This window comes from Stenotrophomonas nitritireducens (assembly GCF_050984405.1).
In the GTDB taxonomy this organism is placed as follows: domain Bacteria; phylum Pseudomonadota; class Gammaproteobacteria; order Xanthomonadales; family Xanthomonadaceae; genus Stenotrophomonas; species Stenotrophomonas nitritireducens_B.
Genome location: NZ_CP158790.1, coordinates 2,298,308 through 2,323,112, shown reverse-complemented (window position 1 = coordinate 2,323,112; position 24,805 = coordinate 2,298,308). Strand labels below are relative to the sequence as shown.

Annotated in this window: 23 protein-coding genes and 2 tRNA genes; 10 read left to right on the top strand and 15 right to left on the bottom strand. The window is 69.0% G+C overall.

Annotated features, from left to right (window positions below):
• The first annotated feature begins 54 nt into the window (after nucleotides 1-54).
• From ABTV91_RS10160 to ABTV91_RS10135, 6 genes are all read left to right on the top strand, one after another.
• Nucleotides 55-1,641: a cytochrome ubiquinol oxidase subunit I gene (locus ABTV91_RS10160; protein WP_433851325.1), complete on the top strand. Its 1,587-nt coding sequence runs from the start codon at nucleotides 55-57 to the stop codon at nucleotides 1,639-1,641.
• Between the two features lie 10 nt (nucleotides 1,642-1,651).
• Nucleotides 1,652-2,803 carry a cytochrome d ubiquinol oxidase subunit II gene (gene cydB / locus ABTV91_RS10155; protein ID WP_433851324.1) on the top strand — a complete coding sequence of 384 codons (1,152 nt, stop codon included), beginning with the start codon at nucleotides 1,652-1,654 and terminating at the stop codon, nucleotides 2,801-2,803.
• A 39-nt stretch (nucleotides 2,804-2,842) separates the two neighbouring features.
• Nucleotides 2,843-2,953: a cytochrome bd-I oxidase subunit CydX gene (gene cydX, locus ABTV91_RS10150; RefSeq protein ID WP_433851323.1), complete on the top strand. Its 111-nt coding sequence runs from the start codon at nucleotides 2,843-2,845 to the stop codon at nucleotides 2,951-2,953.
• A gap of 59 nt (nucleotides 2,954-3,012) precedes the next feature.
• Nucleotides 3,013-3,089: transfer RNA gene (locus tag ABTV91_RS10145), tRNA-Pro, on the top strand.
• A gap of 170 nt (nucleotides 3,090-3,259) precedes the next feature.
• Nucleotides 3,260-3,336 (top strand) — tRNA-Pro (locus ABTV91_RS10140).
• Nucleotides 3,337-3,493: 157 nt separating this feature from the next.
• Entirely contained in the window at nucleotides 3,494-4,708 is a 1,215-nt protein-coding gene (locus ABTV91_RS10135; protein ID WP_433851322.1) for a CynX/NimT family MFS transporter, read from the top strand.
• A gap of 70 nt (nucleotides 4,709-4,778) precedes the next feature.
• Here the strand turns inward: ABTV91_RS10135 and ABTV91_RS10130 are convergent, their stop codons facing one another.
• The 11 genes from ABTV91_RS10130 to ABTV91_RS10080 all read right to left on the bottom strand — a co-directional run bounded on the left by ABTV91_RS10130 (nucleotide 4,779) and on the right by ABTV91_RS10080 (nucleotide 16,633).
• A complete protein-coding gene (locus tag ABTV91_RS10130) occupies nucleotides 4,779-6,092 on the bottom strand; it encodes a glutamate-5-semialdehyde dehydrogenase (RefSeq protein ID WP_433854167.1) in 1,314 nt (437 codons plus the stop codon).
• Between the two features lie 61 nt (nucleotides 6,093-6,153).
• Nucleotides 6,154-7,308 carry a glutamate 5-kinase gene (proB, locus tag ABTV91_RS10125; RefSeq protein ID WP_433851321.1) on the bottom strand — a complete coding sequence of 385 codons (1,155 nt, stop codon included), beginning with the start codon at nucleotides 7,306-7,308 and terminating at the stop codon, nucleotides 6,154-6,156.
• A 4-nt stretch (nucleotides 7,309-7,312) separates the two neighbouring features.
• Nucleotides 7,313-7,582 carry a YciI family protein gene (locus tag ABTV91_RS10120; protein ID WP_433851320.1) on the bottom strand — a complete coding sequence of 90 codons (270 nt, stop codon included), beginning with the start codon at nucleotides 7,580-7,582 and terminating at the stop codon, nucleotides 7,313-7,315.
• Nucleotides 7,583-7,890: 308 nt separating this feature from the next.
• Complete coding sequence (argH, locus tag ABTV91_RS10115) at nucleotides 7,891-9,189, bottom strand: argininosuccinate lyase (RefSeq protein WP_433851319.1); 1,299 nt, start codon at nucleotides 9,187-9,189, stop codon at nucleotides 7,891-7,893.
• A gap of 58 nt (nucleotides 9,190-9,247) precedes the next feature.
• Nucleotides 9,248-10,252 carry an N-acetyl-gamma-glutamyl-phosphate reductase gene (gene argC / locus ABTV91_RS10110; RefSeq protein ID WP_433851318.1) on the bottom strand — a complete coding sequence of 335 codons (1,005 nt, stop codon included), beginning with the start codon at nucleotides 10,250-10,252 and terminating at the stop codon, nucleotides 9,248-9,250.
• The gene (locus ABTV91_RS10105; RefSeq protein WP_433851317.1) at nucleotides 10,249-10,860 is read right to left on the bottom strand and encodes a GNAT family N-acetyltransferase; all 612 of its coding nucleotides are present in this window, start codon (nucleotides 10,858-10,860) and stop codon (nucleotides 10,249-10,251) included. Before ABTV91_RS10105 ends, argC begins: the two co-directional genes overlap by 4 nt.
• Before the next feature lie 4 nt (nucleotides 10,861-10,864).
• Nucleotides 10,865-12,181, bottom strand: a complete 1,317-nt coding sequence (locus ABTV91_RS10100; protein WP_433851316.1) for an acetylglutamate kinase — start codon at nucleotides 12,179-12,181, stop codon at nucleotides 10,865-10,867.
• A gap of 40 nt (nucleotides 12,182-12,221) precedes the next feature.
• Entirely contained in the window at nucleotides 12,222-13,319 is a 1,098-nt protein-coding gene (locus ABTV91_RS10095) for an acetylornithine deacetylase (RefSeq protein ID WP_433851315.1), read from the bottom strand.
• A gap of 164 nt (nucleotides 13,320-13,483) precedes the next feature.
• The gene (locus ABTV91_RS10090; protein WP_433851314.1) at nucleotides 13,484-14,689 is read right to left on the bottom strand and encodes an argininosuccinate synthase; all 1,206 of its coding nucleotides are present in this window, start codon (nucleotides 14,687-14,689) and stop codon (nucleotides 13,484-13,486) included.
• Nucleotides 14,690-14,759: 70 nt separating this feature from the next.
• Entirely contained in the window at nucleotides 14,760-15,767 is a 1,008-nt protein-coding gene (locus ABTV91_RS10085; protein ID WP_433851313.1) for an N-acetylornithine carbamoyltransferase, read from the bottom strand.
• Between the two features lie 305 nt (nucleotides 15,768-16,072).
• Nucleotides 16,073-16,633 carry a hypothetical protein gene (locus tag ABTV91_RS10080; RefSeq protein ID WP_433851312.1) on the bottom strand — a complete coding sequence of 187 codons (561 nt, stop codon included), beginning with the start codon at nucleotides 16,631-16,633 and terminating at the stop codon, nucleotides 16,073-16,075.
• Nucleotides 16,634-16,807: 174 nt separating this feature from the next.
• Between ABTV91_RS10080 and cysS the strand changes: the two genes are divergently transcribed.
• From cysS to ABTV91_RS10065, 3 genes are all read left to right on the top strand, one after another.
• Nucleotides 16,808-18,364, top strand: coding sequence for a cysteine--tRNA ligase (gene cysS, locus ABTV91_RS10075; protein WP_433851311.1), 1,557 nt, complete (start codon nucleotides 16,808-16,810; stop codon nucleotides 18,362-18,364).
• Between the two features lie 96 nt (nucleotides 18,365-18,460).
• The gene (locus ABTV91_RS10070; protein ID WP_433851310.1) at nucleotides 18,461-18,901 is read left to right on the top strand and encodes a SufE family protein; all 441 of its coding nucleotides are present in this window, start codon (nucleotides 18,461-18,463) and stop codon (nucleotides 18,899-18,901) included.
• The gene (locus ABTV91_RS10065; protein ID WP_433851309.1) at nucleotides 18,898-20,142 is read left to right on the top strand and encodes an MFS transporter; all 1,245 of its coding nucleotides are present in this window, start codon (nucleotides 18,898-18,900) and stop codon (nucleotides 20,140-20,142) included. The genes ABTV91_RS10070 and ABTV91_RS10065 overlap by 4 nt, the downstream gene beginning before the upstream one ends.
• Nucleotide 20,143: 1 nt before the next feature.
• Here the strand turns inward: ABTV91_RS10065 and ABTV91_RS10060 are convergent, their stop codons facing one another.
• Nucleotides 20,144-21,007, bottom strand: a complete 864-nt coding sequence (locus tag ABTV91_RS10060; RefSeq protein ID WP_433851308.1) for a DUF72 domain-containing protein — start codon at nucleotides 21,005-21,007, stop codon at nucleotides 20,144-20,146.
• Nucleotides 21,008-21,146: 139 nt separating this feature from the next.
• On the bottom strand, nucleotides 21,147-22,079 hold the full coding sequence (locus ABTV91_RS10055; protein ID WP_433851307.1) for an NAD-dependent epimerase/dehydratase family protein: 933 nt from the start codon (nucleotides 22,077-22,079) through the stop codon (nucleotides 21,147-21,149).
• Nucleotides 22,080-22,175: 96 nt separating this feature from the next.
• On the opposite strand from ABTV91_RS10055, the gene ABTV91_RS10050 reads away from it, so the two are divergent.
• Nucleotides 22,176-22,637, top strand: coding sequence for a MerR family transcriptional regulator (locus ABTV91_RS10050; RefSeq protein ID WP_433851306.1), 462 nt, complete (start codon nucleotides 22,176-22,178; stop codon nucleotides 22,635-22,637).
• Between the two features lie 6 nt (nucleotides 22,638-22,643).
• Here the strand turns inward: ABTV91_RS10050 and ABTV91_RS10045 are convergent, their stop codons facing one another.
• Both ABTV91_RS10045 and dksA read right to left on the bottom strand, forming a co-directional pair.
• Nucleotides 22,644-23,330, bottom strand: a complete 687-nt coding sequence (locus ABTV91_RS10045; protein WP_433851305.1) for a type 1 glutamine amidotransferase domain-containing protein — start codon at nucleotides 23,328-23,330, stop codon at nucleotides 22,644-22,646.
• 166 nt (nucleotides 23,331-23,496) lie between these two features.
• Complete coding sequence (gene dksA, locus ABTV91_RS10040; RefSeq protein WP_433851304.1) at nucleotides 23,497-24,609, bottom strand: RNA polymerase-binding protein DksA; 1,113 nt, start codon at nucleotides 24,607-24,609, stop codon at nucleotides 23,497-23,499.
• Nucleotides 24,610-24,805 lie beyond the last annotated feature (196 nt).

The window sequence follows — 24,805 nt, the reverse complement described above, 5'->3', positions numbered from 1 at the left end:
CGACACCCCACACACCGCCGCCATGATGCACCAAACCCGAAAGGTAGCCAGGCCATGATCGACACGACCGTCGTAGATCTGTCGCGCCTGCAGTTCGCGCTGACAGTGATGTACCACTTCCTGTTCGTTCCGTTGACCCTGGGACTGTCCTTCATGATCGCGATCATGGAGAGCGTCTACGTGATGACCGGCAAGGATGTCTGGCGGCGCATGACGCTGTTCTGGGGTGCGCTGTTCGGCATCAACTTCGCCATGGGCGTGGGCACCGGCATCGTCATGGAATTCCAGTTCGGCATGAACTGGTCGTACTACAGCCACTACGTCGGCGACATCTTCGGCGCGCCGCTGGCCATCGAGGGGCTGATGGCGTTCTTCCTGGAAGCCACCTTCATCGGCCTGTTCTTCTTCGGCTGGGGCCGCCTGAGCAGGGTGCAGCACCTGACCGTCACCTGGCTGATGGCGCTGGGCACCAACCTGTCCGCGCTGTGGATCCTGATCGCCAACGGCTGGATGCAGCACCCGGTCGGGGCGGTGTTCAACCCCGAGACCATGCGCATGGAAGTCGTGGACTTCATGGCCGTGCTGTTCAATCCGGTGGCGCAGGCCAAGTTCGTGCACACGGTGTCGGCCGGCTACGTGACCGGCGCGGTGTTCGTGATGTCGATCAGCGCCTTCTACCTGCTGCGCAACCGGCATCACGACGTGGCGCGGCGTTCGTTCGCGGTGGCCGCCGCCTTCGGCCTGCTGTCCTCGCTGTCGGTGGTGGTGCTGGGCGACGAAAGCGGCTACGCCGCCAGCGAACACCAGAAAATGAAACTGGCCGCGATCGAGGCGATGTGGGAAACCGAACCGGCGCCGGCCGACTTCACCGCCTTCGGCATCCCCAACCAGCAGACCCACCAGAACGACTACGCCATCAAGATCCCCTACCTGATGGGGCTGATCGCGACCCGTTCGCTCAACCAGCCCATTCCCGGCATCCTGGAACTGGTCGAGCGCGCCGAGCACCGCATCCGTGGCGGCCAGCTGGCCTACGCCGCGCTGGAGCGCATCCGCGCCGACCGCACCGACTGGGCCGCGCGGGAGATGTTCGACCGGCACTGGCAGGACCTGGGCCATGGCCTGCTGCTCAAGCGCTACCGCGACGACATCCTCAACGCCACGCCGGAGGAAATCTCGCGCGCGGCGATGGACACCGTGCCGAACGTGCTGCCGCTGTTCTGGACCTTCCGCATCATGGCCGGGCTGGGCTTCTACCTGATCGCCTTCTTCGCGGTGGCCTTCTACTACTCGTGCCGCAACAACTTCGAGAACAAGCGCACCTTCCTGAAGATCGCGCTGTGGACGCTGCCGGCGCCGTGGATCGCGATCGAGTGCGGCTGGTTCGTCGCCGAGTACGGGCGCCAGCCCTGGGCGGTGGACGGCGTGCTGCCCACCTTCTACGCGGCCTCGGGCCTGGCCCTGTACCAGATCGTGCTGACCCTGACCGGCTTCGTCGCCCTGTACACGGTGCTGATGATCATCGAGATAAAGCTGATGCTGAAGGCTGTCCGCAAGGGCCCGGACGAGATCCTGCCCTCGCTGCAGCCGCAAGCGTCCACCCATGCCGCCACGCCGGCCGCCGGCCAGGCGCAGGGCTGAGGAGACTGCCATGGACTTCATTTTTCTGGACTACACCACGCTGCGCGTGATCTGGTGGCTGCTGCTGGGCGTGCTGCTGCTCGGCTTCGCGGTGATGGACGGGTTCGACCTGGGCGTGGGCACGCTGCTGCCGTTCGTGGCGCGGACCGACGAGGAACGCCGGCTGGTGATCAACACCATCGGCCCGGTCTGGGAAGGCAACCAGGTGTGGCTGATCCTCGGCGGCGGCGCGATCTTCGCCGCGTGGCCGCCGCTGTACGCGGTGAGCTTCTCCGGCTTCTACCTGGCGATGTTCCTGATCCTGTTCGCGCTGATCCTGCGCCCGGTCGGCTTCAAGTACCGCGGCAAGCTGCAGAGCAGGCGCTGGCGCGACAACTGGGACCGCGCGTTGTTCGTCGGCGGCTTCGTGCCGGCGCTGATCATGGGCGTGGCGGTGGGCAACGTGCTGCTCGGCGTGCCGTTCCATTTCGACGACAGCCAGCGCGTGTTCTACACCGGCAGTTTCTTCGGCCTGCTGACGCCGTTCGCGCTGCTCGCCGGCCTGCTCAGCGTGGCGATGCTGGTCGCCCACGGCGCGGCCATGCTGGTGCTCAAGACCGACGGCCCGGTGGCCGCGCGCGCCGCGCGCCTAGGCAGCATCGCGGCGCTGTCGAGCTTCGCGCTGTTCGCCATCGGCGGCGCCTGGGTGGCGCTGGGCCTGCCCGGTTACGCCATCACTTCGCAGGTGGTGACCGACGGCGCCAGCAATCCACTACTGAAGACGGTCCAGGTCACCGGCGCGGGCGGCTGGATGCACAACTACACGGCCATGCCGGCGACGATCCTGGCGCCGGCGGCGGGCCTGCTCGGCGCGCTGGCGTCGGCGCTGCTGCTGCGCATGCGCCGCGGCGGCCTGGCCTTCGTCGCATCGGGCGCCTCGATCGCCGGCATCATCCTCACCGTCGGCTTCGCGCTGTTCCCGTTCCTGCTGCCCTCCTCCAGCCATCCCGGTTCCAGCCTGACCGCCTGGGACGCCTCCTCCAGCCACCTGACGCTGTGGGTGATGCTGCTGGCCACCGCGCTGCTGCTGCCCATCGTCATCGCCTACACCGCCTGGGTGTACCGCGTGCTCAAGGGCAAGACCACGCTGGACGAAATGGGCGGCAACCCCAACGCCTACTGACCACCCCGCGCGCCGCGCGCTTTCTGAAGGAGTCTTCCCATGTGGTACTTCGCCTGGATACTCGGTGTCGGCCTGGCCTCCACCGCCGCCATCCTCAACGGCATGTGGTTCGAGGCCCGCGAACAGCGCAGGCTCGACGCCGGACGCTAGAAACCGCCTTTCCGGTATTGCAAGAATGCGTGCCGGAGAGTATCTTTCCGCCTCCTTCGCGGGGTGTAGCTCAGTCTGGTAGAGCGCTACGTTCGGGACGTAGAGGTCGCAGGTTCGAATCCTGTCTCCCCGACCAAGGTCGAAACATCGAAGCCCGGCAGACGGCAACGTCCGCCGGGTTTTTCGTTTGCGGCGCCCGCATGCCCGCCCGCCGGGGACATCGCCGCCGCAGGCGCGGGGCAACCGCCGCGACCGCGAAAAACAGTTGCGTGCCCCTGCCCTCGCCGCTATCATAGGCGGCTCCTTCGGGGTGTAGCTCAGTCTGGTAGAGCGCTACGTTCGGGACGTAGAGGTCGCAGGTTCGAATCCTGTCTCCCCGACCAGTTTCGACAAAAGCCGGCCCTGCGCCGGCTTTTGTTTTTTCGCCATCCGCGCGGGCAGTATCGCCCGCCGGAAGGCGATACCAGGAACCGCTCCCGGCGGTTCCTCTCGTTTCCGCGGACGCATCCCTCCCCGCCCTGTCCGCGCCGGAGTCATGCAATGTCCCATCCCGCCGCAACGGCCGCACGCGCTTCCCTGTTCAAGGGCCGCCTGCTGGCCTTCGCCGCCATCATCCTGGTTTCGGCCAACCTGCGCAGCGCGGTCACCTCGCTGACGCCGCTGCTGGACCGCCTCGGCCATCTGTTCGATTTCGGCAGCACCATGACCGGCGTGCTCGGCATGATGCCCACCGCCGCGTTCGCCCTGCTCGGCCTGAGCACGCCGCGCCTGATCCGCTGGCTCGGGCTGGAACGCACCGCCGCGCTGACCATGCTGCTGGCCACCGCCGGCCTGCTGCTGCGCGCCAGCGCCGACAGCGTCGGCATGCTGCTGGTCGGTTCGGCGGTCGCGCTGGCCGGCATGGGCATCGGCAACGTGGTGGTGCCGCCATTGGTCAAGCGCTATTTCGCCGACCGCGTCGGCACGCTGAGCACGCTCTACATCACCGTGCTCCAGGCCGGCACGATGGTCCCGGCGCTGCTCGCGGTGCCCATGGCCGACCGTTTCGACTGGCGCATCTCGCTGGGCATGTGGTCGCTGCTGTCGCTGGCCGCGCTGCTGCCGTGGATCCTGCTGGCCCGGCGCGCGCCGCGGCCGCAGGCGGCCACTGCTGACGCCGTCGCCCATGCGCCGGGGCGGGTGTGGAAGACCTCGCTGGGCTGGGGCATGGCGCTGATGTTCGGCATGACCTCGCTGGGCACCTATTCGTTGTTCACCTGGCTGCCGAAGGTGATGGTCGAGGCCGGCGCCAGCGAAGCGTTCGGCGGCGTCATGGTCGCGGTGTACTCGGCGATCGGCCTGCTGCCCTCGCTGCTGGTACCGGCGCTGGCGGTGCGCATGCGCAATCCGTTCCCGATCGCGATGCTGGTGTTCGGCCTCAACGCCGTCGCCTTCGCCGGCCTGCTGTGGGCGCCGATGCAGGCGCCATGGCTGTGGGCGGTGGTGGCCGGGCTGGGGCCATCGACCTTTCCGCTGGGCCTGACCCTGATCAACCTGCGCACGCGCACACCGGCCGGTTCGGCCGCGCTGTCCGGCTTCATGCAGGGCGTGGGCTACAGCCTGGCCAGCCTCGGCCCGCTGCTGTTCGGCTGGCTGCACGGTTTCAGCGGCGGCTGGGCGTGGTCGTTCGCCTTCCTGATGCTGTGTTCGCTGGTCCTGCTGGTCGCCGCCTGGTTCGCCTGCAAGCCGCAGCAGTTGGAAGACCATTGGAGTTAGACGTAGGAGCGCACCTTGGTGCGCGATGAGGCATTACCGGGAAAGCTCCATCGCGCACCGAGGTGCGCTCCTACGACCTGACCTGCCCTTCGCCGCGCACCACGAAGCGTTCCACGGTCAGCGCTTCCAGCCCCATCGGGCCGTAGGAATGCAGGCGCGTGGTGGAGATGCCGATCTCCGCGCCCAGCCCCAGTTCGCCGCCGTCGGAGAAACGCGACGAGGCGTTGACCATCACCACCGCTGAGCGCAGCGCATGCACGAAGGCCTCCGCACGGGCGGCATTGCCGGTGGCGATGACTTCGGTGTGGTCGGAGGTATGGCGCTGGATGTGCGCCAGCGCCGTCTCCAGCGAATCGACCACCCGCACCGCCAGGATCAGGTCCAGGTATTCGGCGGCGTAGTCCGCCTCGTCCGCCGCAACCACGCCGGCCACCAGCGCCTGCGTGGACGCGTCGCCGCGCAGTTCGACGCCCCGCGCGCGCAGCGCGTCGGCGGCCATCGGCAGGAAACGCGGCGCGATGTCGGCATGCACCAGCAGGGTTTCCAGCGAATTGCAGGCCGCCGGGCGCGAGGTCTTGCCGTCGACCAGCAGGCCCAGCGCCAGCTCCAGGTCGGCGCTGTCGTCCACGTACAGGTGGCACACGCCCTTGTAGTGCTTGATCACCGGTACGCGCGCGTGCTCGGCGACGAAACGGATCAGGCCTTCGCCGCCGCGCGGGATCGCCAGGTCGACGATGTCGTTGAGCTGCAGCAGTTCCAGCATGGTCTCCCGGCGCAGGTCCTCGACCAGGGTCAGCGCGGCCTCGGGGATGCCGGCTTCGCGCAGGGCACGTCTGAGCGCGCTGGCGATCGCGGTGTTGGAGTGGATCGCCTCCGAGCCGCCACGCAGGATCACGCCGTTGCCGGCCTTGATGCACAGCGCCGCCGCATCGGCGGTGACGTTGGGGCGCGCCTCGTAGATCATCGCGATCACCCCCAGCGGCACGCGCACCTTCTGCACGCGGATGCCGTTGGGGCGCGTGTAATCGCGGGTCACCTCGCCGACCGGATCGGGCAGCGCGGCGACCTCGCGCAGGGCGTTGGCGACGCCGGCCAGGCGCTGCGGGTCCAACGCCAGGCGGTCCAGCATCGCCGTGCCCGTGCCCTTGTCGCGCGCGGCCTGCAGGTCGCCTTCGTTGGCGGCGAGGATGGCGCCGGCATCGGCGTCCAGCGCATCCGCCATCGATGCCAGCAGGTCGCGCCGCGCCGCGCTGGAAAGGCGCGCCAGTACCTGCGAGGCATCGCGGCACTGCAGGGCGAGGGTCTTGATGTCGGTCATGCGTGCAGCTCCGGTTGATGCGCGATTGGTCGCGCCTGTCCACGCTTTCCGTAGGAGCGGCTTCAGCCGCGATGGGGCTTTTCCAGCAAAGCCCATCGCGGCTGAAGCCGCTCCTACGGGCATGTGGTCATGGCAGCAGGACCAGGTCGTCGCGGTGGATCACGTTGTCGCCATAGGTGTAGCCGAGGACGGCCTCGATCTCGCGGGTGTGGCGGCGGCCGATGCGGCGCACGTCCACGGCCGAGTACTGGCTGATGCCGCGCGCCACGCGCTGCGGGCCGCCCTCGCCGTCCACCCGCACCTCGATCATGTCGCCGCGGCGGAACTCGCCCACCGCGCCGGTCACGCCGCCGGGCAACAGCGAGGCGCCCTTCTCGCGCAGTGCGCGCGCGGCCCCTGCATCGATCACGATCGACGCGCCGGGCTCGACCGGCGCGTGCCGCAGCCAGTACTTGCGCGCGGCGATGCGCGAGCGCCCGGCGTGCAGCCGCGTGCCGCGCAGCCGGCCCTGCGCCAGGCCGCGCACCACCTCGCCGCTGCGGCCGTTGAACAGGAAGGTGTCGATGCCCGCGGCGCCGGCCTTGGCCGCGGCCTGCAGCTTGGTGTGCATGCCGCCGGTGCCGACCGCGCTGCCGCTGCCGCCGGCCATCGCCATCACCTCGGCGGTCAGCTCGGCCACGTCGTTGATCGGCCGCGCCTGCGGATCGCGGCGCGGGTCGGCGGTATACAGCCCGTCGATGTCGGTGGCGATGAACAGCGCGTCGGCATCGACCAGCGCGGCGACGATGGCCGCCAGGTTGTCGTTGTCGCCCAGCTTGAGTTCGTCGACCGAGACGGTGTCGTTCTCGTTGACCACCGGCAATGCGCCCAGCGCCAGCAGTTCGCCCAGCGTGGCGCGCGCATTGAGGTAGCGGCGGCGGTTGCGCAGGTCGTCGTGGGTGAGCAGCACCTGCGCCACCGGCCGCTCGAAGAAGCGCTGCCACAGCGCGATCAGCTGCGCCTGCCCGAGCGCGGCCAGCGCCTGCCGCGCGGCGATGGCCGCGCCGGCCTCGGCCGCCCTGGGCACGATGGCGCGGCCGGCGGCGACCGCGCCGGACGAGACGATCACCACTTCCCGGCCGGCCAGCAGGTTGGCCGAGACGAACTGCGCCAGCCCCAGCGCGAAGCGCGGGGTCAGGCCGCCGCCATCGGCCGCCAGCAGGCTGCTGCCGACCTTGAGCACCGCGCGCCGCCACGGCGGCAGGGACTGCTCGGCGAAGGGCGAAGGCGCGGCGTCGTTCATGGGCTCAGCGGGTATTCCATTCGTGCACGCTCAGTTCCGAGCAGTCCTGCAGGGCCAGCGGATCGGTGGCGACGATGGCGCACGCCTGTTCCAGGTCATCGACGTTGCACAGCACGTAGGCGCCGCCGCTGCCGTCGCTGAAGCCGCCGGTCAGGTGCAGCCGCCCCTGCGCGCGCAGCGCATCGAGGAAGGCCTTGTGCGGTTCGATCACGCTGGCGTCGAACGCCGGCTTGCGCATGGCCATCACCAGGTACAGCTTCACGTTGTTCTCCATGACACGAAGTCCCGTCGCGGATGTTGCACTGCCGCGCGGCAAATGTGGGGGATGCTTTCGTTTCCAACCAACCGGCAATCGCACGTGGATGCGGGGCCTGCCCCGCATGCGGCCTTCCCGGCCAAAACCTGTGCCGGGCAAGCCCGGCACCTACGCGGCACCTGTAGATGCGGGGCTTGCCCCGCATGCGGCTCTCCCGGCCAAACCCCGTGCCGGGCACGCCCGGCACCTGCGCGGCACCTGTAGATGCGGGGCTTGCCCCGCATGCGGCCTTCCCGGCCAAGCCCCGTGCCGGGCGAGCCCGGCACCTACGGTTGCAGGGCCGCCCAGCGCGCCTGCAGTTCGTCCAGCCGCAGATCCGCGGCCGCGCCCGGCGACACGCGCGCGGCCAGGCTGCCTTCCGGCGTGCGTCCCTGCCCGGCCGTGTCCGCCGCCGCGGCGGCGGCCTTGTAGGCTTCGCGGAACGGCACGCCGGCCACGGCCGCGTCCACCGCCACGTCGGTGGCGTACATGCCCGAATCGATGGCGGCGCGGATGTTGCCGTCGCGCCAGTCCAGGTTGGACAGCAGCGCCGGCAGCAGTTCCAGCGCCGCCAGGCCGCGGCCGAAGCCGTGGAAGATGGCGCCCTTGGAGGCTTGCAGGTCGCGGTGGTAGCCGGACGGCAGCGACAGCAGCTGCTCGATCTCGGTGCGCGCGGCGGCGACGCTGGCATGGGTGGCGCGCATCAGTTCGATCACGTCCGGGTTGCGCTTGTTCGGCATGATCGAGCTGCCGGTGGTGTACTGCGCCGGCAATGCGACGAAAGCGAACTCGCCGGTGGTGAACAGCGACAGGTCCCAGGCGATGCGGCGCAGGTCCAGGGTGGCGCCGCCAAGCGCTTCCAGCGCCGCCAGCTCGAACTTGCCGCGCGAGAGCTGCGCGTAGATCGGGCTGACCTGCATGCGCGCGAAGTCCAACGCGCGCGTGGTGTGTTCGCGGTCCAGCGGCAGGTTGACGCCGTAGCCGGCGGCCGTACCCAGCGGGTTGCAGTCGATCAGCCGGCGCGTATCGGCCGCGCGCACCGCATTGTCGATGAAGGCCTCGGCCCAGCCCGCCCACCACATGCCCGCCGAGGACACCACGGCGCGCTGGATGTGGGTGTAACCGGGCAGCGGCTGCTGCTGTTCGGCGGTGGCGCGGTCCAGCGCCACCTTCGCCACCTCGCGGCTGATCTGCGCCACGCGCGCCAGCTTTTCCTTCAGCCACAGGCGCGTGGCGACCAGGATCTGGTCGTTGCGGCTGCGGCCGGTGTGGATCTTGCGGCCGGCATCGCCCAGGCGCTCGGTCAGGCGCGCCTCGATGGCCGAATGGCAATCCTCGTACCGCTCGTCCAGCACGAAGGCGCCGCTGCGGAAATCGTCGGCCAGCAGCGCCAGTTCGCGCTTGAGCGCGGCCAGCTCGTCGGCCGACAGGATGCCGATGTGCTGCAGGCCTTCGGCATGCGCGGTGCTGGCCTGGATGTCGTGCAGGAAGAACTCGCGGTCCAGGATCACGTCGTCGCCGGCGAGGAAGGCCTGGATCTTCGCGTCCACCGCGACGCCGGGTTTCTGCCACAACAGGTTGGTCATAGTGCTTCCTTCTTCGGGACCGGGGACCCGGGACTGGGGACCCGGGAAAGCAAAAGCATCATGCGGACTCAGCGCCTTTCCCGGGTCCCCGGTCCCCAGTCCCGGGTCCCGCCATTTCAATAGCGGTCAGTTCGGGCAGCCCCAGCGCGAGGTTGAGGTTCTGCAGCGCCTGCGTGGCCGCGCCCTTGAGCAGGTTGTCGATGGTCGCCACCACCACCACGCGCTTGTTGCCCGGGGCCAGGGTGAAGCCGCCGATCTGCACGCCGTGGCGGCCGGCGATGCGGCTGACCCACGGCGCCTCGTCCACCACCTCCACCAGCGGCTCGCCGGCGTAGCGCCGCTGGTACAGCGCCATCACCTCCTCGCGCTGGAGCGGCTGCTGCAGCCACAGGTTCACGGTCATGCTGATGCCGCGGAAGTGCGGCGCGACATGCGGCATGAACTCCACCGGCACGCCGAGCCGCGTGGACACCTCGCGCTCGTGCACGTGGTTGGTCAGCGCGTACGGCATCAGGTTGTCGCGCAGCAGCTCGGTGTTGTTCTTGTCCGACGGCGTGGTGCCCGCGCCGGAATAGCCCGACACGCCGAAACAGGCCGGCGGCCCGGCCAGCTGCGGTAGCAGCGGCGTGATCGCCAGTTGCATGGCGGTGGCGTAGCAGCCCGGGTTGCTGATGCGCTTCTGCCCGGCGTAGGCATCGCGGGTCAGTTCCGGCAGGCCGTAATACCAGGTGTTGTCGAAACGATAGTCGGCCGAGAGATCCACGATCACCGTCCCGGGCCTGGCCGCGTCCAGCGCGGCGACGAAGGCTTCCGCCTTGCCGTTGGGCAGGGCCAGGATCACCGCGTCGGCGCCCTTGGCGGCCACGGCCTGCGGGTCGAGGCTTTCGTAGCGCAGCTCGCCGTTGTAGGCGCTGTTGTGGTCGGCCACGCGCTGGCCGTCCAGCTCGCGCGAGGAGACGAAGGCCAGCTCGATGCGCGGGTGCGCGGCGATCAGCCGGACCAGCTCGGCGCCGGTGTGGCCGCGGGCACCGACGATGCCCAGCGAGAATTTCCTGTCGGTCATGAATGCGAATCCAGTAGGGACTGCAGATGGCTGCGTACCGCCGGCCATTCGCTGTCGAGGATGGAGAACACCACGGTATCGCGCGGCGTGCCGTCGGCGTGGCGCTTGTGGTTGCGCAGCACGCCGTCCTGCTTCGCGCCGAGCCGTGCGATGGCCGCGCGCGAGGCGTGGTTGAACCAGCTGGTCTCGAAGCCGATGGCGATACAGCCCATCGCCTCGAAGGCGTGGCGCAGCAACAGCAGCTTGGCTTCGGTGTTAACGCCGGTGCGCTGCACCCGGCGGTGGTACCAGGTGTAGCCGATGTTCAGCCGCGGCACGCCCGCATCCAGCGCGTAATAGCGCGTGCAGCCCACCACCTCGCCGGCGGCGTCCCTGACCGCGAACGGCAGCGCCTCGCCGCGCACCTGCGCGTCCAGCGCCGCCGCGACGTAACGCTCCACCGCGTCCGGCGCCGGCACGTTGGCGTACCACAGGCGCGACAGCTCGCCCTCGCCCAGCGCCTGCCGCAGCGCGGGCACGTGTTCGATGCGCAGCGGTTCCAGCGCGACATGCGCGCCGCGCAGTTCCGGCACGGTGTTCCAGCGGGCGTTGGCCGAGGGTTCGTTCATGGCCTCATCCCTGCAGGCTGGCCTGGCGCCTGCCGCAGTGCTCGACGAAGCCGCGGATGCGCTCGAAGTCGCTGGCGCCGAACCAGAACACCTTCCAGTGATCCAGCTTGTAGCAGCCGTCGGACTCGGCGTAATAGAAATGGTTGACCGGGTTGCCGTTGCGCGAGCGCCAGAACAGCTGCGGAGTTTCTTCCAGCATCACGTTCCACACCGCGCGCCCCAGGCCTTCGCCCTGCGCGTCGTCGAGCACGGCGAACTTGTCCAGGTACACGCCCTCGGCCTCGTCGGTGAGGATCACCGCGGTGCGGTAGTTCTCGCTGACGTAGGCGCGCAGCAGCTTGGTCTTCTCGAAATAGTCCGGCACCAGCTGGCGGCCGAAGCTGGATTCGATCAGCGCCTTCAGCCGCGCGGTGTCCAGCTGCTCCCACGACGTCGCCCTGAGCACCTTCTCGCCGCGGCGGACCAGGGTGCCCGAACCCTTGTGGGTGAACAGTTCCTTGGCCAGGTCGGCCGGGCGCGTGATCGATACCGAGGATTCCTCCGGCAGCCGGTCCAGCAGGTCCTTGATCTGCTCGATCTTGACCTTCATGCCGCCGTGCAGCCACGGCTGCTGGATCAGGTGCTCGTATTCGGTGGACAGGTTGATCGAATCGATCAGTTTGCCCTCGGCATCGAGCAGGCCGCCGGTGCCGGTGAGGAAGATGATCTTGTAAGGCTGCAGCTCCTGCACCAGCTCGTTGGCGGCGAAATCGGCGTTGACGTTGAGGATCTGCCCGCTCGGGGTTTCGCCCAGCGAGGTGATGACCGGGATCGAGCCGGCGCGCAGGCTGGCCTCGATCGGCGCCAGGTTGACCCGCTTCACCTCGCCGACCAGCCCGTAGACGCTCTGGTCGAGGTATTCGGCCTCGAACACGCCGCCGGTGATCGAGGTGGCGCGCGCGCCGTTCTGCTGCAGTGCCTCGACCAGCTGCAGGTTGGACTGCTGGAACACCTTGCGCACGATCGCCAGCGCCTCCGGCGTGGTCACGCGCAGGCCGTTGACGGTGCGCTTCTCGATGCCGGCCGCCGACAGCTCGGCATCCAGCTGCGGGCCGGCGCCGTGCAGCACGATCGGGGTCAGGCCGACCTCCTGCAGGAACGACAGCGAGGAGGTCAGCGCGTCCAGGTCGTCGCGCAGCACCGCGCCGCCGACCTTGACCACGGCGAAGCGCTTGGCGTCCAGCTGCGAGAAGCGCTTGAGGTACTGGCTGATCTCCTTCGCGCTGGCCATGCTCGAAAGCAGGCGCACGATGGTCTGGCGGGTCTGGCGGTGGGGTTGCATGGCGTGGGGGTTCGTCTGTCGTAAAGGAGGAACGCGGCGCTCAGGCGCCGCGCTGCAGGATCTTGAGCACCGAGTCGGCGTAGCGCTGCAGCTGCTCCAGCGTCACGAACTCGTCGGCGGTATGGGCCTGGGCGATGTCGCCGGGGCCGTAGACCATCGTGGTGTAACCGGCGGCGGAGAACAGCGAGGCCTCGGTCCAGAAATCGACCGCGTTGCCGATCGGCAGGCCCAGCTCGTCGGCGATGTCGCGCGCGGCCAGGCGGCGTTCCTCCGCGCGCGCGATGTCGCCTGACGGCAAGCTCGGGCCACGGAAGGTTTCCTCGAAGTGCGCGGCGGCCGGTTCGGCGAAACCGGCGAAGGTCGCCAGCAGCTGGTCGATGTCCATCGACGGCAGCGGGCGGAAGCCGAAACGCAGCTCGGCCTCGGGCGCGATCATGTTGGCCTTGATCCCGCCCTCGACGCGGCCGATGTTGAAGCGCAGCCCGGTCAGGCCGCCGAAACGCGCATGCGCCAGCGACTCGACATGATCCAGCGCGCGGCCACCCCAGCGCATGGCCTGGTGCAGCGCGCTGGCCGCCGCGTCCTGCCTGCCGGACGCATGGCCGGCGCGGCCGCTGAACTTCATCAGCACCGAACTGATGCCGCGGTGCGCCAGCACCGCCTCGCTCATCGTCGGCTCGGCCACCAGCACCGCTTCATAGGGAATGCCGCGGGCCAGGAAGGCGGCGATGCAGCGCGGGTCGTTGGCTTCCTCGTCCGAGGAGAAGAGGAAGGCCGCGTCGCCATCGGTGAGGTTGGCCGCAGCCACCAACGCCGCGGCGGCGCCTTTGATGTCGCACACGCCCAGCCCGACCACGCGGTCGTCCAGGCGCCGCATCGCGTGCGGATCGGCGCTCCAGTGCGGCGAATCCGGCACCGTGTCCAGGTGCACGTTGAACAGGTACTTCGGCGTGCCGCGCACCGCGTACAGGCTGACCGCGCCCGCGCCGTGGTCGATCACCTCGACCTCGAACCCGGGCAGGTTGGCACGCAGGTAGTCGAAGATGCCGCCGGTGGTGATCGCGCGCGGCGGGTTGCGGGTGTCGAAGGACACCAGCTTTTCCAGGTGCGCGAGAGTGTTGTCGAGGAGTTCGGTCATTGATAGTGGGTCAGGCGGCAGGAAAGCCCTTCTCCCTCCGGGAGAAGGTGCCCCGTAGGGGCGGATGAGGGTTCGGGCAAAGCCCCGTGCAGTGAACATCGCGAGGACTTCGCCCGTACCCTCTCCCCAACCCCTCTCCCGCAGGGAGAGGGGCTTTGAAAGCCTCAGCGATTCACCTGCGCGTACAGCGTGGAGCTCATGCCGAACAGCTTGATGAAGCCCTCGGCCTCCTCCACGCCCCAGTCGGCCGACTGCGCGTAGGTCGCGCCCTTGGCGTTGAGGATGTGCGGGGACTTCACCGCCACCGCGTCGACGCGGGCGCCGCGGGTCTCCAGCACCACCTCGCCGTTGACCTTGCCCTGCGAGGACTGCAGGAAGGCTTCCAGGTCGGTTTTCAGCGGGTCGTGGTAGAAGCCTTCGTAGACCAGCTCCACCCACTTGCGCGCCACGTCAGGCTTGAAGCGGTTCTGCTGCTTGGTCAGCACCGCGTCCTCCAGCGCGCGGTGCGCGGCCAGCAGCGCGGTCAGGCCCGGCGCCTCGAACACGATGCGGCCCTTCAGGCCGATCACGGTGTCGCCGGTGTACACGCCGCGGCCGACGCCGTACGGGGCGAACAGCTTGTTGAGCTTGCCCAGGATCTGCTCGCCCGGCAGCGCCTTGCCGTCCAGTTCCACCGCCTCGCCCTCGACGAATTTCAGGGTAACGGTCAGCGGCTCGATCGGCCACGCGCTGCGCGGCGCGCACCAGCCGCGCGCGCCCTCGCCCGGGGCTTCCCACTTGTCGATCTCGCCACCGGACATGGTCACACCCAGCAGGTTCTCGTTGATGGTGTACGCCTTCTGCTTGGCGCGCACGCCGAAGCCGCGCTCCTCCAGGTAGGCCTGCTCGTAGGCGCGGGTCTGGGTGTGCTCCTTCTGGATCTCGCGGATCGGCGCCAGGATGCGGTAATCGCCCTGCGCCTTCACCGCCAGGTCGAAGCGCACCTGGTCGTTGCCCATGCCGGTGCAGCCGTGGGCGATGGCGTTGGTGCCCAGTTCGGCGGCGCGCCTGAGGGCGGCGTCGACGATCAGGTAGCGGTCGGACACCAGCAGCGGGTACTGGCCTTGGTAGCCCTCGCCGGCCCACACGAACGGCTTGACGAAGCCCGCCCAGATCGCCGGGCCGCCATCGATGGTGACATGGCTGCTCACGCCCAGCTCGGCGGCGCGCTTCTCGATGGTCTCGCGCTCCTCGGCGTCCACGCCGCCGGTGTCGGCGAACACGGTGTGCACGTTCCAGCCGCGCTCCTGCAGGTAGGGCACGCAGAAGCTGGTGTCCAGGCCGCCGGAGAAGGCCAGGACGATGTCGCGGGAGTCGTTGGGGGTGGTCATGTGCGGGGTCTCGTTGGACGGCACGGCGGCCGCCGTTGGGGGATCGGGGAAGGGAAAGCGGCGGGAGGGATCAGCGGACCAGCGCGGCCATGATCGCCTTCTGCACGTGCAGGCGGTTCTCGGCCTCGTCGATGGCGATGCACTGCGGCGAATCCATCACGCCGTCGGTGGCCTTGACGTTGCGGCGCAGCGGCAGGCAGTGCGAGAACACGCCGTTGTTGGTCAGCGCCATCTTGGCCTCGTCGACGATGAAGTGCTTGTACTGGTCGCGGATCGGCTTTTCCGGCGCCCAGTTGCCGAAGTACGGCAGCGCGCCCCAGCTCTTGGCGTAGACCACGTCGGCGCCGCGGTAGGCGCTCTGGATATCGTGGCTGACCGTCAGCGAACCACCGCTCTCGGCCACGTTCTGCTCGGCCCAGCCCATGTAGCGCTCATCGAGGATGTACTGCTCGTTCGGGCACAGCAGGGTCACGTCCATGCCCAGGCGGGTGGCGATGGTCAGCGCCGAGTTGGCCACGGCGGTGTTCAGCGGCCTGGGATGGTAGGTCCAGGTCAGCACGTACTTCTTGCCGCGCAGGTCGCTGGTGCCGAAATGCTCCTGCAGCGCCAGCGCGTGGGCCAGCTCCTGGCAGGGATGGGTGATGGTCTCCATGTTGATCACCGGCACCGGCGAATATTTCGCGAACGCCTTGAGCACGATGTCCTGGCGGTCGTACTGCCAGTCCACGAACTTCGGGAAGGCGCGCACGCCGATCAGGTCCACGTAGCGGCCCAGCACCTTCGCCACTTCGGCGATGTGCTCCTCGGTGTCGCCGTCCATCACCGTGCCCAGGTCGAACTCGATCGGCCATGCATCCTTGCCCGGCTGCAGCACGATGGCGTGGCCGCCGAGCTGGAACGCGCCCAGCTCGAAGCTGGTGCGGGTGCGCATGGAGGGATTGAAGAATACCAGCGCGATGGACCTGCCCTTGAGGTCGTCGCCCAGCTTGTTGCGCTTGAACAGCGCGGCCTGGGTCAGCAGCGCGTCGAGCTCGTCGCGGCTCCAGTCCTGGGTGTTCAAGAAGTGCTTCACAGACATCGATCGATCCATCCTCTGCTGCGGGGGCCACCGTTGCCGGCGGCAGGATGCGCGGATGCGCGATTCATTGCGGTTGAAACTTTCGCGGAACAGAAACGAAAAAACCCAGCCTGGGCTGGGTTTTCCGAACAGACAGCACGAAGCTCCGGTTTACCCAGCGAATATGTGGGATTCCGGTCGGCGGGCACGCGAGGTCATGCCGGAGGCCATCCGGGCGGTACTGGTTTCGTGCTGGAAGCTGTTCGCCTTCATCGCCGCGCATGGTCGCACGCGTCCCGGCACCACGCAAGTGCCGCGATGCAGCATCACGGATCGGCCGGTCCCGGCTCCAGGCCGGTGCCGAGTTCCGGGGTGATCGACACCCGCAGCTTCAGCCGGTTGCCCGGGTCTTCGGGCAGGCGCGAACGGAACTTGACGCCCTTGTAGACATAGTCCACGTCGTAGGCGATGGGCCGGCGGAACTCGCGGCCGACCTCGACGATGCGGCATTCGGGCGTGAGCATCGCGCCGTTGCCGCCGCTGCCCGGGCGCCGCTCCACGTCCGTGTCCTCCTCCTCGCCGCCCTGGTGGCTGAAGATGCCCTTCACCGAATCCCAGAATCGGCGGAAGCCGCCCTTCTCCTCCTCGCCCTTGACCTCCACCGGCGCCAGGGTGAGCGTGGACACCGGCTCGCAGTGTTCCTCGGTACGGGTCGCGCGCAGGGTCTGGAACACCGGCTCCACGTTGAGCACCTGCGCATAGTCGTAGCGCACGTTCTCCACGACGGCCACGCGATTGCGCAGATCGGGATTCTGCTGCGCGCCGGCCGGCACGGCGGAGGCGGCCAGCAGACAGGCCACGGACAGCGACACGGGAGCGCGCTTCATCGACACTTCAACGGGAATGGGCGACGGATAATCACCGATATAGTGTAGGCAGCACGAAGGACGGAGGCTGAACATTACCCGTCCGCCGTCCCGCTGCCCAGCCCGGGCGTGCCCGCCCTGCTCCGGCCCGCTAGAATTGGACGTTCTGTTTCCGCCCCCCACTCCACGGCACCCATGGCCCTGCACCTGTACAACACCCTGACGCGGCAGCTGGAGCCGTTCGCCCCGCTGGACCCCGCCGCCCCGACCATGTACGTGTGCGGTCCCACCGTCTACAACTACGTGCACATCGGCAACGCCCGCGGCCCGGTGGTGTTCGGCGTGCTCGCCGGCCTGCTGCGGCGGCGCTTCGGCGCGCTGCGCTACGCGCGCAACATCACCGACGTGGACGACAAGATCAACGCCGCCGCCCGCGAGCAGGGGGTGCCGATCTCGGCCATCACCGACCGCTTCGCCGCCGCCTACCGGGAAGACATGGCCGCGCTGGGCGTGGCGCCGCCGGACATCGAGCCGGAAGCCACCGCCCATATCCCGCACATCATCGCCATGATCGAGGGCCTCGTCGCCAGCGGCCACGCCTACGCGGCCGAAGGCCACGTGCTGTTCTCGGTCGGCAGCTACAAGGATTATGGCAAGCTCTCGCGCCGCGACCCGGACGAAATGCTGGCCGGCGCCCGCGTCGAGGTCGCCCCGTACAAGCGCGACGCAGGCGATTTCGTGCTGTGGAAGCCGTCCAGCGACGACCTGCCCGGCTGGGAATCGCCGTGGGGCCGCGGCCGTCCGGGCTGGCACATCGAATGCTCGGCGATGGCCGCCGCCCACCTGGGCGACACCATCGACATCCATGCCGGCGGCGTGGACCTGCAGTTCCCGCACCACGAGAACGAAATCGCGCAGAGCGAATGCGCCCACGGCGGGCGCACCTTCGCCCGCTTCTGGCTGCACAACGGCATGCTCAACTTCGGCGGCGCCAAGATGAGCAAGTCGCTGGGCAACATCGAGCGCGTGCACGACCTGGTGCGCCAGCATCCGCCCGAAGCCCTGCGCTACGCGCTGATGTCGGCCCACTACCGGCAGCCGCTGGACTGGTCCGACGCGTTGATCGAGCAGTCGGTGCGCACCCTGGATCGGCTCTACGGCACCCTGCGCGACCTGGGCGACATCCCGGCCGAAGCGGCCATTCCGGCCGCGGTGGAAACGGCGCTGGAGGACGACCTCAATACGCCGCTGGCGCTGGCCGAAGTGGCGCGCATCGCCGGCGAGGCGCGCAAGCAACTACAGGCGGTTTCCAAGGCCAAGGAAGTAAGAGCTGCCCTTGGTTCTGAGCTCTCCGAGGCCGACTTGCAGATCCAGATTAGTTTTTTGAATAAATTCAGCGTCAACATCCCCACAGGTGGGGGTGCCTCTGCAGTTGAAAATGCGGCTTGGCTGAAGTCTGCAATTGATGAGTGGCTGGAAGGGGATTCAGGCATAGATGCCCTATGCGCAATGAAGGGCGAACTGCTGGGCGCGGGCTTGGCGCTGGGGCTGCTGCAGCAGGCGCCGGCGGCGTGGTTCGGCCGCGGCGCGGACGCCGGCGACGATGCCCGCATCCAGGCGCTGATCGACGAGCGCATCGCCGCCAAGCAGGCACGCGATTTCGCCCGCGCCGATGCCATCCGCGACCAGCTGGCCGCCGAGAACATCGTGCTGGAAGATACGCCCCAGGGCGTGCGCTGGAAGCGCGGCTGACGCCCGCCGAGACGTGCGGGCTCCGGCCTGTACCCTCCTCACCCCAACCCCTCTCCCGGAGGGAGAGGGGCATGCGACAACAACACAAGACACAAAATGACCGACTCCCCCTTCCCCCTCGAAGCCACCGCCGCCGAAGCGCAGGCCGCGATCGCCGACGAATTCTCCTTCTTCGGCGACTGGTCCGAACGCTACCAGTACCTGATCGACCTGGGCCGCAAGCTGCCGGCCTTCCCGGATGAGTGGAAGACCGAAGAGCACCGCCTGCACGGCTGCCAGTCGATGGTGTGGATCGTGCCGGAGGGCAATGCCGGGCGGCTGGTGTTCCATGCCATCAGCGATTCGGCCATCGTCTCGGGGCTGATCTACCTGGCGCTGCGCGTCTATTCGGGCCGTTCCGCCGCCGAGATCCTGGCCACCGAGCCGGACTACGTGGCCGCCATCGGCCTGGCCCGGCACCTTTCGCCCACCCGCAGCAACGGGCTGGCGGCGATGCTGTCCTTCATCCGCGACACCGCGCGGTCGCAGCCGCAGTGAGCGCCGGCGCCGCCGATGCGGGCCTGGGCGCGCTGCTTCGCCAGGCCGGCTTCGTGCAACTGCTGGCCTACCGCATCACCGCGATGCTGTCCTACCAGATCGTCGCGGTCACGGTCGGCTGGCACATCTACGAGATCACCCGCAATCCGTTCTCGCTGGGCCTGATCGGCCTGGCCGAGGTGCTGCCCTACTTCTGCGTGGCACCGTTCGCCGGCTACCTGGTGGACCACCTGCCGCGGCGCCGGCTGGGCATGGTCGCCAGCCTCGGGCTGGTCGCCACCGCCGCCATCCTCTGCGCGGTCGCGCTGGGCGGGCTGCCGTTCCAGGGCGTGTGGCCGATCTACCTGGCCATCGCGCTGACCGGCATGGTCCGCGCCTTCCTGTCGCCGATCTACAACGCGCTGTTCGCGCGCGTGCTGGCGCGCGGGCAGTACGCGCGCGGCGCCGGCTTCGGCAGCGTGGTGTTCCAGGCCGGCATGGTGCTGGGCCCGGCGCTGGGCGGCGTGCTGGTCGGCTGGGGCGGCAAGGGCCTGGCCTATGGCGTGGCCGCGTCGATGGCGCTGCTGGCCGTGCTCGCGCTGGCCATGCTGCGGGTGCAGGAAGCGCCGCCACCGCAGACCCGCGCGCCGATCTTCGCCAGCATCGCAGAGGGCGCGCGCTTCGTGCTGTCCACGCCGGTGATGCTCGGCGCGATGGCGCTGGACATGTTCTCGGTACTGCTCGGCGGCGTGGTGGCGATGTTGCCGGCCTTCATCCAGGAAATCCTGCATTACGGCCCGGAAGGCCTGGGCATCCTGCGCGCGGCGCCGGCGCTGGGCTCGGTATGCGTGGGCCTGTGGCTGGCCCGCCACCCGCTGCACCGCAACGCCGGCCGCGTGCTGCTGTACGTGGTGGCCGGCTTCGGCCTGTGCGTGATCGGCTTCGGCCTGTCGCGCAGCTTCTGGCTGTCGGCGGCGATCCTGCTGTTCTACGGCGCCTTCGACGGCGTGTCGGTGGTGGTGCGCTCGACCATCCTGCAGCTGGCCACGCCCGACGAGATGCGCGGCCGGGTGTCGTCCATCAACGGCATCTTCATCAGTTCGTCCAACGAACTGGGCGCGTTCTACGCCGGCACCATGGCGCGACTGCTCGGCCTGGTGTCCGCGGTGGTGGTCGGCGGCTGCGCGGTGCTGGGCGTGGCCGCCGTCACCGCATGGAAGAACCCGACGCTGCGGCGGTTGAACCTGCGCGACCTGCAATAGATCAGAACAGTCCGGGCTGCGGCGCATCGGCCACCGGCGCGCGCAGTTCCGGCAACCCCGGCAGGCGCGCGCGCAGCAGCGCGTGGAAACGCAGCGCCTGTTCGGCGGCGAGGCGGTTGTCGGGGGTATGCAGGAACACGTACGGCGTGTGTCCCCGTTCGATCCAGCCGGCAACGCGCTCGACCCACGGCAGCAGCCATGCCTGGTTCGCCTCCAGGTCCGGCCCGCCGATGAAACGGACCTGCGGGCTGTCGCTGAAGGCTGCTGCCCGCACCGGCAGGCGCGGCTTCTTCGACTGCGCGTGCTGCACGGCCGGGTCATCGGCGGTGCAGGCGAACAGCGCGCGCGAATCCAGGCAGATGCGCTCCACGCCGCGCGCGTGCAGCAGGCGGTTGAGCGCGCGCTCCTCCGCGCCGCGGGCGAAGAACGCCGGATGGCGCACCTTCACGGCCACGTCGCGGCCGGCGAGGTGCTCCAGCCACGCCTCCAGTTCGTCCAGCCGTTCGGGGCCGAAGGCCGCCGGCAGCTGCAGCCACACCGGCGCGACACGGGCCCCGAGCGGCGCCAGCAACGCAAGGAAATCCGTGGTGGCCGGCAGGCGCTCGCGCAGGTCACCTTCGTGGCTGATGTCGCGCGGCAGCTTGGCGCAGAAGCGGAAGTCTTCCGGCATCGCCGCAGCCCAGCGCTGCACCGTCGCGGCCGACGGCCGCGCATGGAAGGTGGTGTTGCCCTCCACCGCGTTGAAGGTGCGCACGTAGTGGCTCAGGCTCTCGCCCTGCCGAAGATCGGCCGGGTAGAAGCCGCCGCGCCAGGCCGGCTCGTTCCAGGCCGGGCAACCGAGGCGATAGGGCAGGCGTTGAGGCATGTTCACGGCGGGCGGGCACGAGGGATGCCAAGTCTAGGCCGCCCGCCTCGCAGCGGCTGCGACGTTCCCTGCGTCTCACGCCCGTGCCCGGCCAGGCGAACGCCGGCCTGCTCCGCAAGCCGCGGCCATGGACGCCACGCTACCGGCCCATGGATTCGCGCCGGATCAGTTCCAGCCCCTCGCGGTAGGAGGTCACCGCGAATTCCGGGAAGCGGCGCTTGAACTTCGTGGAGTCGAAGAGGTTGTCGTGCTCGTAGCGCGGCAGCAGTTCCCGCAGCTCGCGCACCCGTGGTGAAACAAGGCCGGCAGCGATCAGAGCCCACTTGCCGATGACGCCATGGGACGGCTTCCGGCCGAAGATCTCGCAGGCCATGTCGGCGAACTGCCCGTAGGTCGGCCGGTCGTCGCAGCAGGGCAGATGCCAGGTCTGCCCGTAGGCGTCCGGCGCATTGCCCAGAGCCGCCAGCGCCCGGCTCGCATCGGGCGTCCAGATCAGGGTACGCAGCCTGTCGTCGCGTACCGGCACGCGCGGCGCCCTGCCGGCCTTGAGCCTGTCGATGACCAGCGCGTTGGTGAAGCTCTGCGTCCTGCCGGGACCGTAGAACTCCGGCGCGCGGGCAATGAGCACGGGCATGTCGGCGCGCGCCATCTCCTCGAGCAGCATCGACGCCATCGCCGCGCGCACCCTGCCCTTGCGTCCGACCGGCGCGAACGGCGTCGCCTCGGTCTGCAGACCATCGTCCTGCGGGTACATGTAGGTGTTGTCGAAGTAGGCGAAGCGGGCGCCCGCGGCCCGGCTCGCATCCAGGGCATTCCTCAGCATCGCCGGGAACTGCCGTTCCCAAAGCGCCGTGTCCGGCGGCAGGCCCGCCGTGAAGTAGACGACGCTGCTGCCCTTGACCGCGGCGGCGGTTTGCGCCGCGTCGAGGAGATCGGCAGCCACGGTCGTGTCGTCGTCGTTCACCCTGCGCGGATGGCGGCTCACCAGCCGCAGTTCGTCGGTGAAGCCGCGCCGCAGCTCCCGTGCCAGTTCCACGGCGATCTGGCCATTGGCACCCAATATCGTCTGCATTGATCCTCCTCGATGAGCCGCGTTGCAATAGCGGCATGAGGCTAACCTTGAAGTAGAGTTCAAGGTCAAATCCCCCTGCCCTGGAGCATCGCCCGCATGAAGATCGGGGAACTCGCCGAGCGCACCGGCCTGGCTCCGTCGCGCATCCGCTTCTATGAACGCATCGGCCTGCTGAAGGCGGTCGAACGCCAGGCCAACGGCTACCGCCGCTATCCCGAGGAGGCGGTGTTGGCGCTGCAGCTGATCGCGACCGCGCAGCGAGCGGGCTTCAGCCTGGACGAACTGCGCACGCTGTTGCCAAGCGACCCGGCGCGATGGGAACACGGCACCGTGCTCGACGCGCTGCGCCGCAGGGTGGCCGACATCGAGGCGCTGCAGGCGCAACTGGCGCAGAGCAGAGCGCAACTGGTCGAGCTGATCGGCCAGATCGAGACGAAGCCGCAGGACATGAGCTGTGAGGCCAATGCGCGGCGAGTGTTGTCGGGCATGCGCCTGGCGGAAACAGGCACCACGACCGCCCGTCGATCCGGAGCCGCTCGTGGGCCAGCCCCCCGCTAGCCTCCCTCAGCCAAGCAACGCCACTACCCGTTCGGCGGTCGCCCTGGCCGACTGCGGGTTCTGGCCGGTCACCAGACGGCCATCGACCACCACCTTGGGGACGAACGGCAGCCATGCCTTTTCGTAATGCGCGCCGCGCTTCCTCATTTCCTCCTCGGCGTTGTACGGCACCTTGCGGGCGACGCCGGCCAGCACCTCCTCCCGCCAGGAAAAGCCGGTGAGCCGACGGCCCGCGACCAGCAGGGAACCGTCGGACAGATGCGTGTTCAGCAGGCCGCAGTACCCGTGGCACACCGACGAAACGACGCCACCACGCTCGAAGACGTCCCGCGTGATGCGCTGCAGTTCCTGCGCGTCCGGGAAATCCCACATGACCGCGTGCCCACCGGTGAAATAGAGCGCATCGAAATCCGCCGCGTCGATGGCTTCTGGCCGCGCGGTCGTGGACAGCAGCGCCATGCTCGCCGGATCGGCCAGCCACGCCTTCGCGGTGGCGTCGAAGTGCGGCCACCTCAGCGACCGCGGCTCCAGCGGCGAAGCGCCGCCGGCCGGGCTCACCAGCCGCTGCTCATACCCCTGCTCGGCGAACACCTGCCAGGCATGGGTCAGTTCCGACAGCCACAGGCCGGTCGGCTCGTTGCCGTCGCCATAGCGGGCGACGTTGCTGACTACGTGCAGGATGCGTCGGGACATGGGCGGAACCTCATTGAAAGCGAACCCTAACCTTGAAGCGGCGTTGAAGGTCAAGCGGCCGCCGATTGAAGGCGCGACGAGACCTCCACGCAAAACCGGCTGAATCGGCCGCACAAAAAACCCCGCGCAGGGCGCGGGGCTGATGTGGTCAGCGATGCGTCTGGAATCAGTCGCCCTGCTGCTTCTGCAGGTGCTCCCAGCGCTCCTGCGCATCGATGGTGCGCTCGGCGGTAAGGCGCGCTTCCAGGCGCTCCAGGCCGATCTCCTCGCCGGTGTCCACGCAGTAGCCGTAGTCGCCGGACTCCAGGCGCTTGAGCGTGCTGTCGATCTTGCCGATGAGCTTGCGGTAGCGGTCGCGGGTGCGCAGTTCCAGCGAATTTTCGGTCTCGCGGGTCGCGCGTTCGGCTTCGTCGCCGATGTCGCGCACTTCCTCGCGCAGGTTCTCGATGGTCTGCTTGGATTCCTCGACCAGGTCGGCGCGCCAGTCCTGCAGGCGCTGGCGGAAGTACTCCTGCTGCAGCGGGCTCATGTACTCCTCGTCCGACGTGGGCTTGTAGCCGGCGGGCAGGATCGGGCGGCCGGTCGCCTCGTCGGTCTTGTACTCGACCACCTTGTGCTTGCTGCGCGGCGCCGGGGCGGCCGAGCGTGCGGTTACGGCAACGGCGACCTTGCCGACCGGGCGGACGGCGGCGGGTGCTGCGGACTTGACGGCGGTCTTTGCGGGGGATTTCGAAACAGGCACGGGATTCTTGGATTGCGGGGCCTTGGTCGACGGAGCCGGTGCCTTGGCCGCCGGCGCGGGGGCCGGGGCTGGAACCGTCTTGGCGACTGAGGCCGGGACAGGCTTGGCCGGAACCGGCTTGGCGGCCGGTTTCGGTACGGACTTGACGACGGGTTTGCTGACCGGGGACTTGGAAGCCTTGGCGGCAGTATTCCCGGCTGCCTTTTTGACCACCGGCTTGGCAGGCTTGGCGGCCTTCGCCACCTTGGCCACCGGAGCGGCCACCTTCTTTGCCGGCGCCTTGCTGGCGGCAACCTTCTTGACGGGCGCCTTCTTGACCGCGGCCTTCTTGGCCACCGTCTTCTTGGCGGGGGGCGCCTGCCTGGCCGGGGCCTTCTTGGCCACCACCTTCTTCGCAGGCGCCTTCTTCGCAGCCGGCTTGGCGGCCTTGGCTACCGGTTTCTTGACCACCGGCTTCGGCGCCGCCTTCTTGACTGCAGGTTTGGCGGTTTTCTTGGCGACCTTGACGGCCTTTTTTGCAGGTTTTTTAGCAGCCACGAAACGCTCTTCCTTGTTTCCCCCGGGGCCCGGGAAAGCGGGCCTTTATAGCCTACCCGACCAGCAGCGGCAACCGCGCCGACCGCCCCGACATGAACGGATGCCCGAGCGGCGCCGGGACCGGGCCGACGGCATCGCCGGACCGTCCCGCGCAGTTCGGAACGTGACCAGGCACGACCGGCGTACCCGGCGGGCG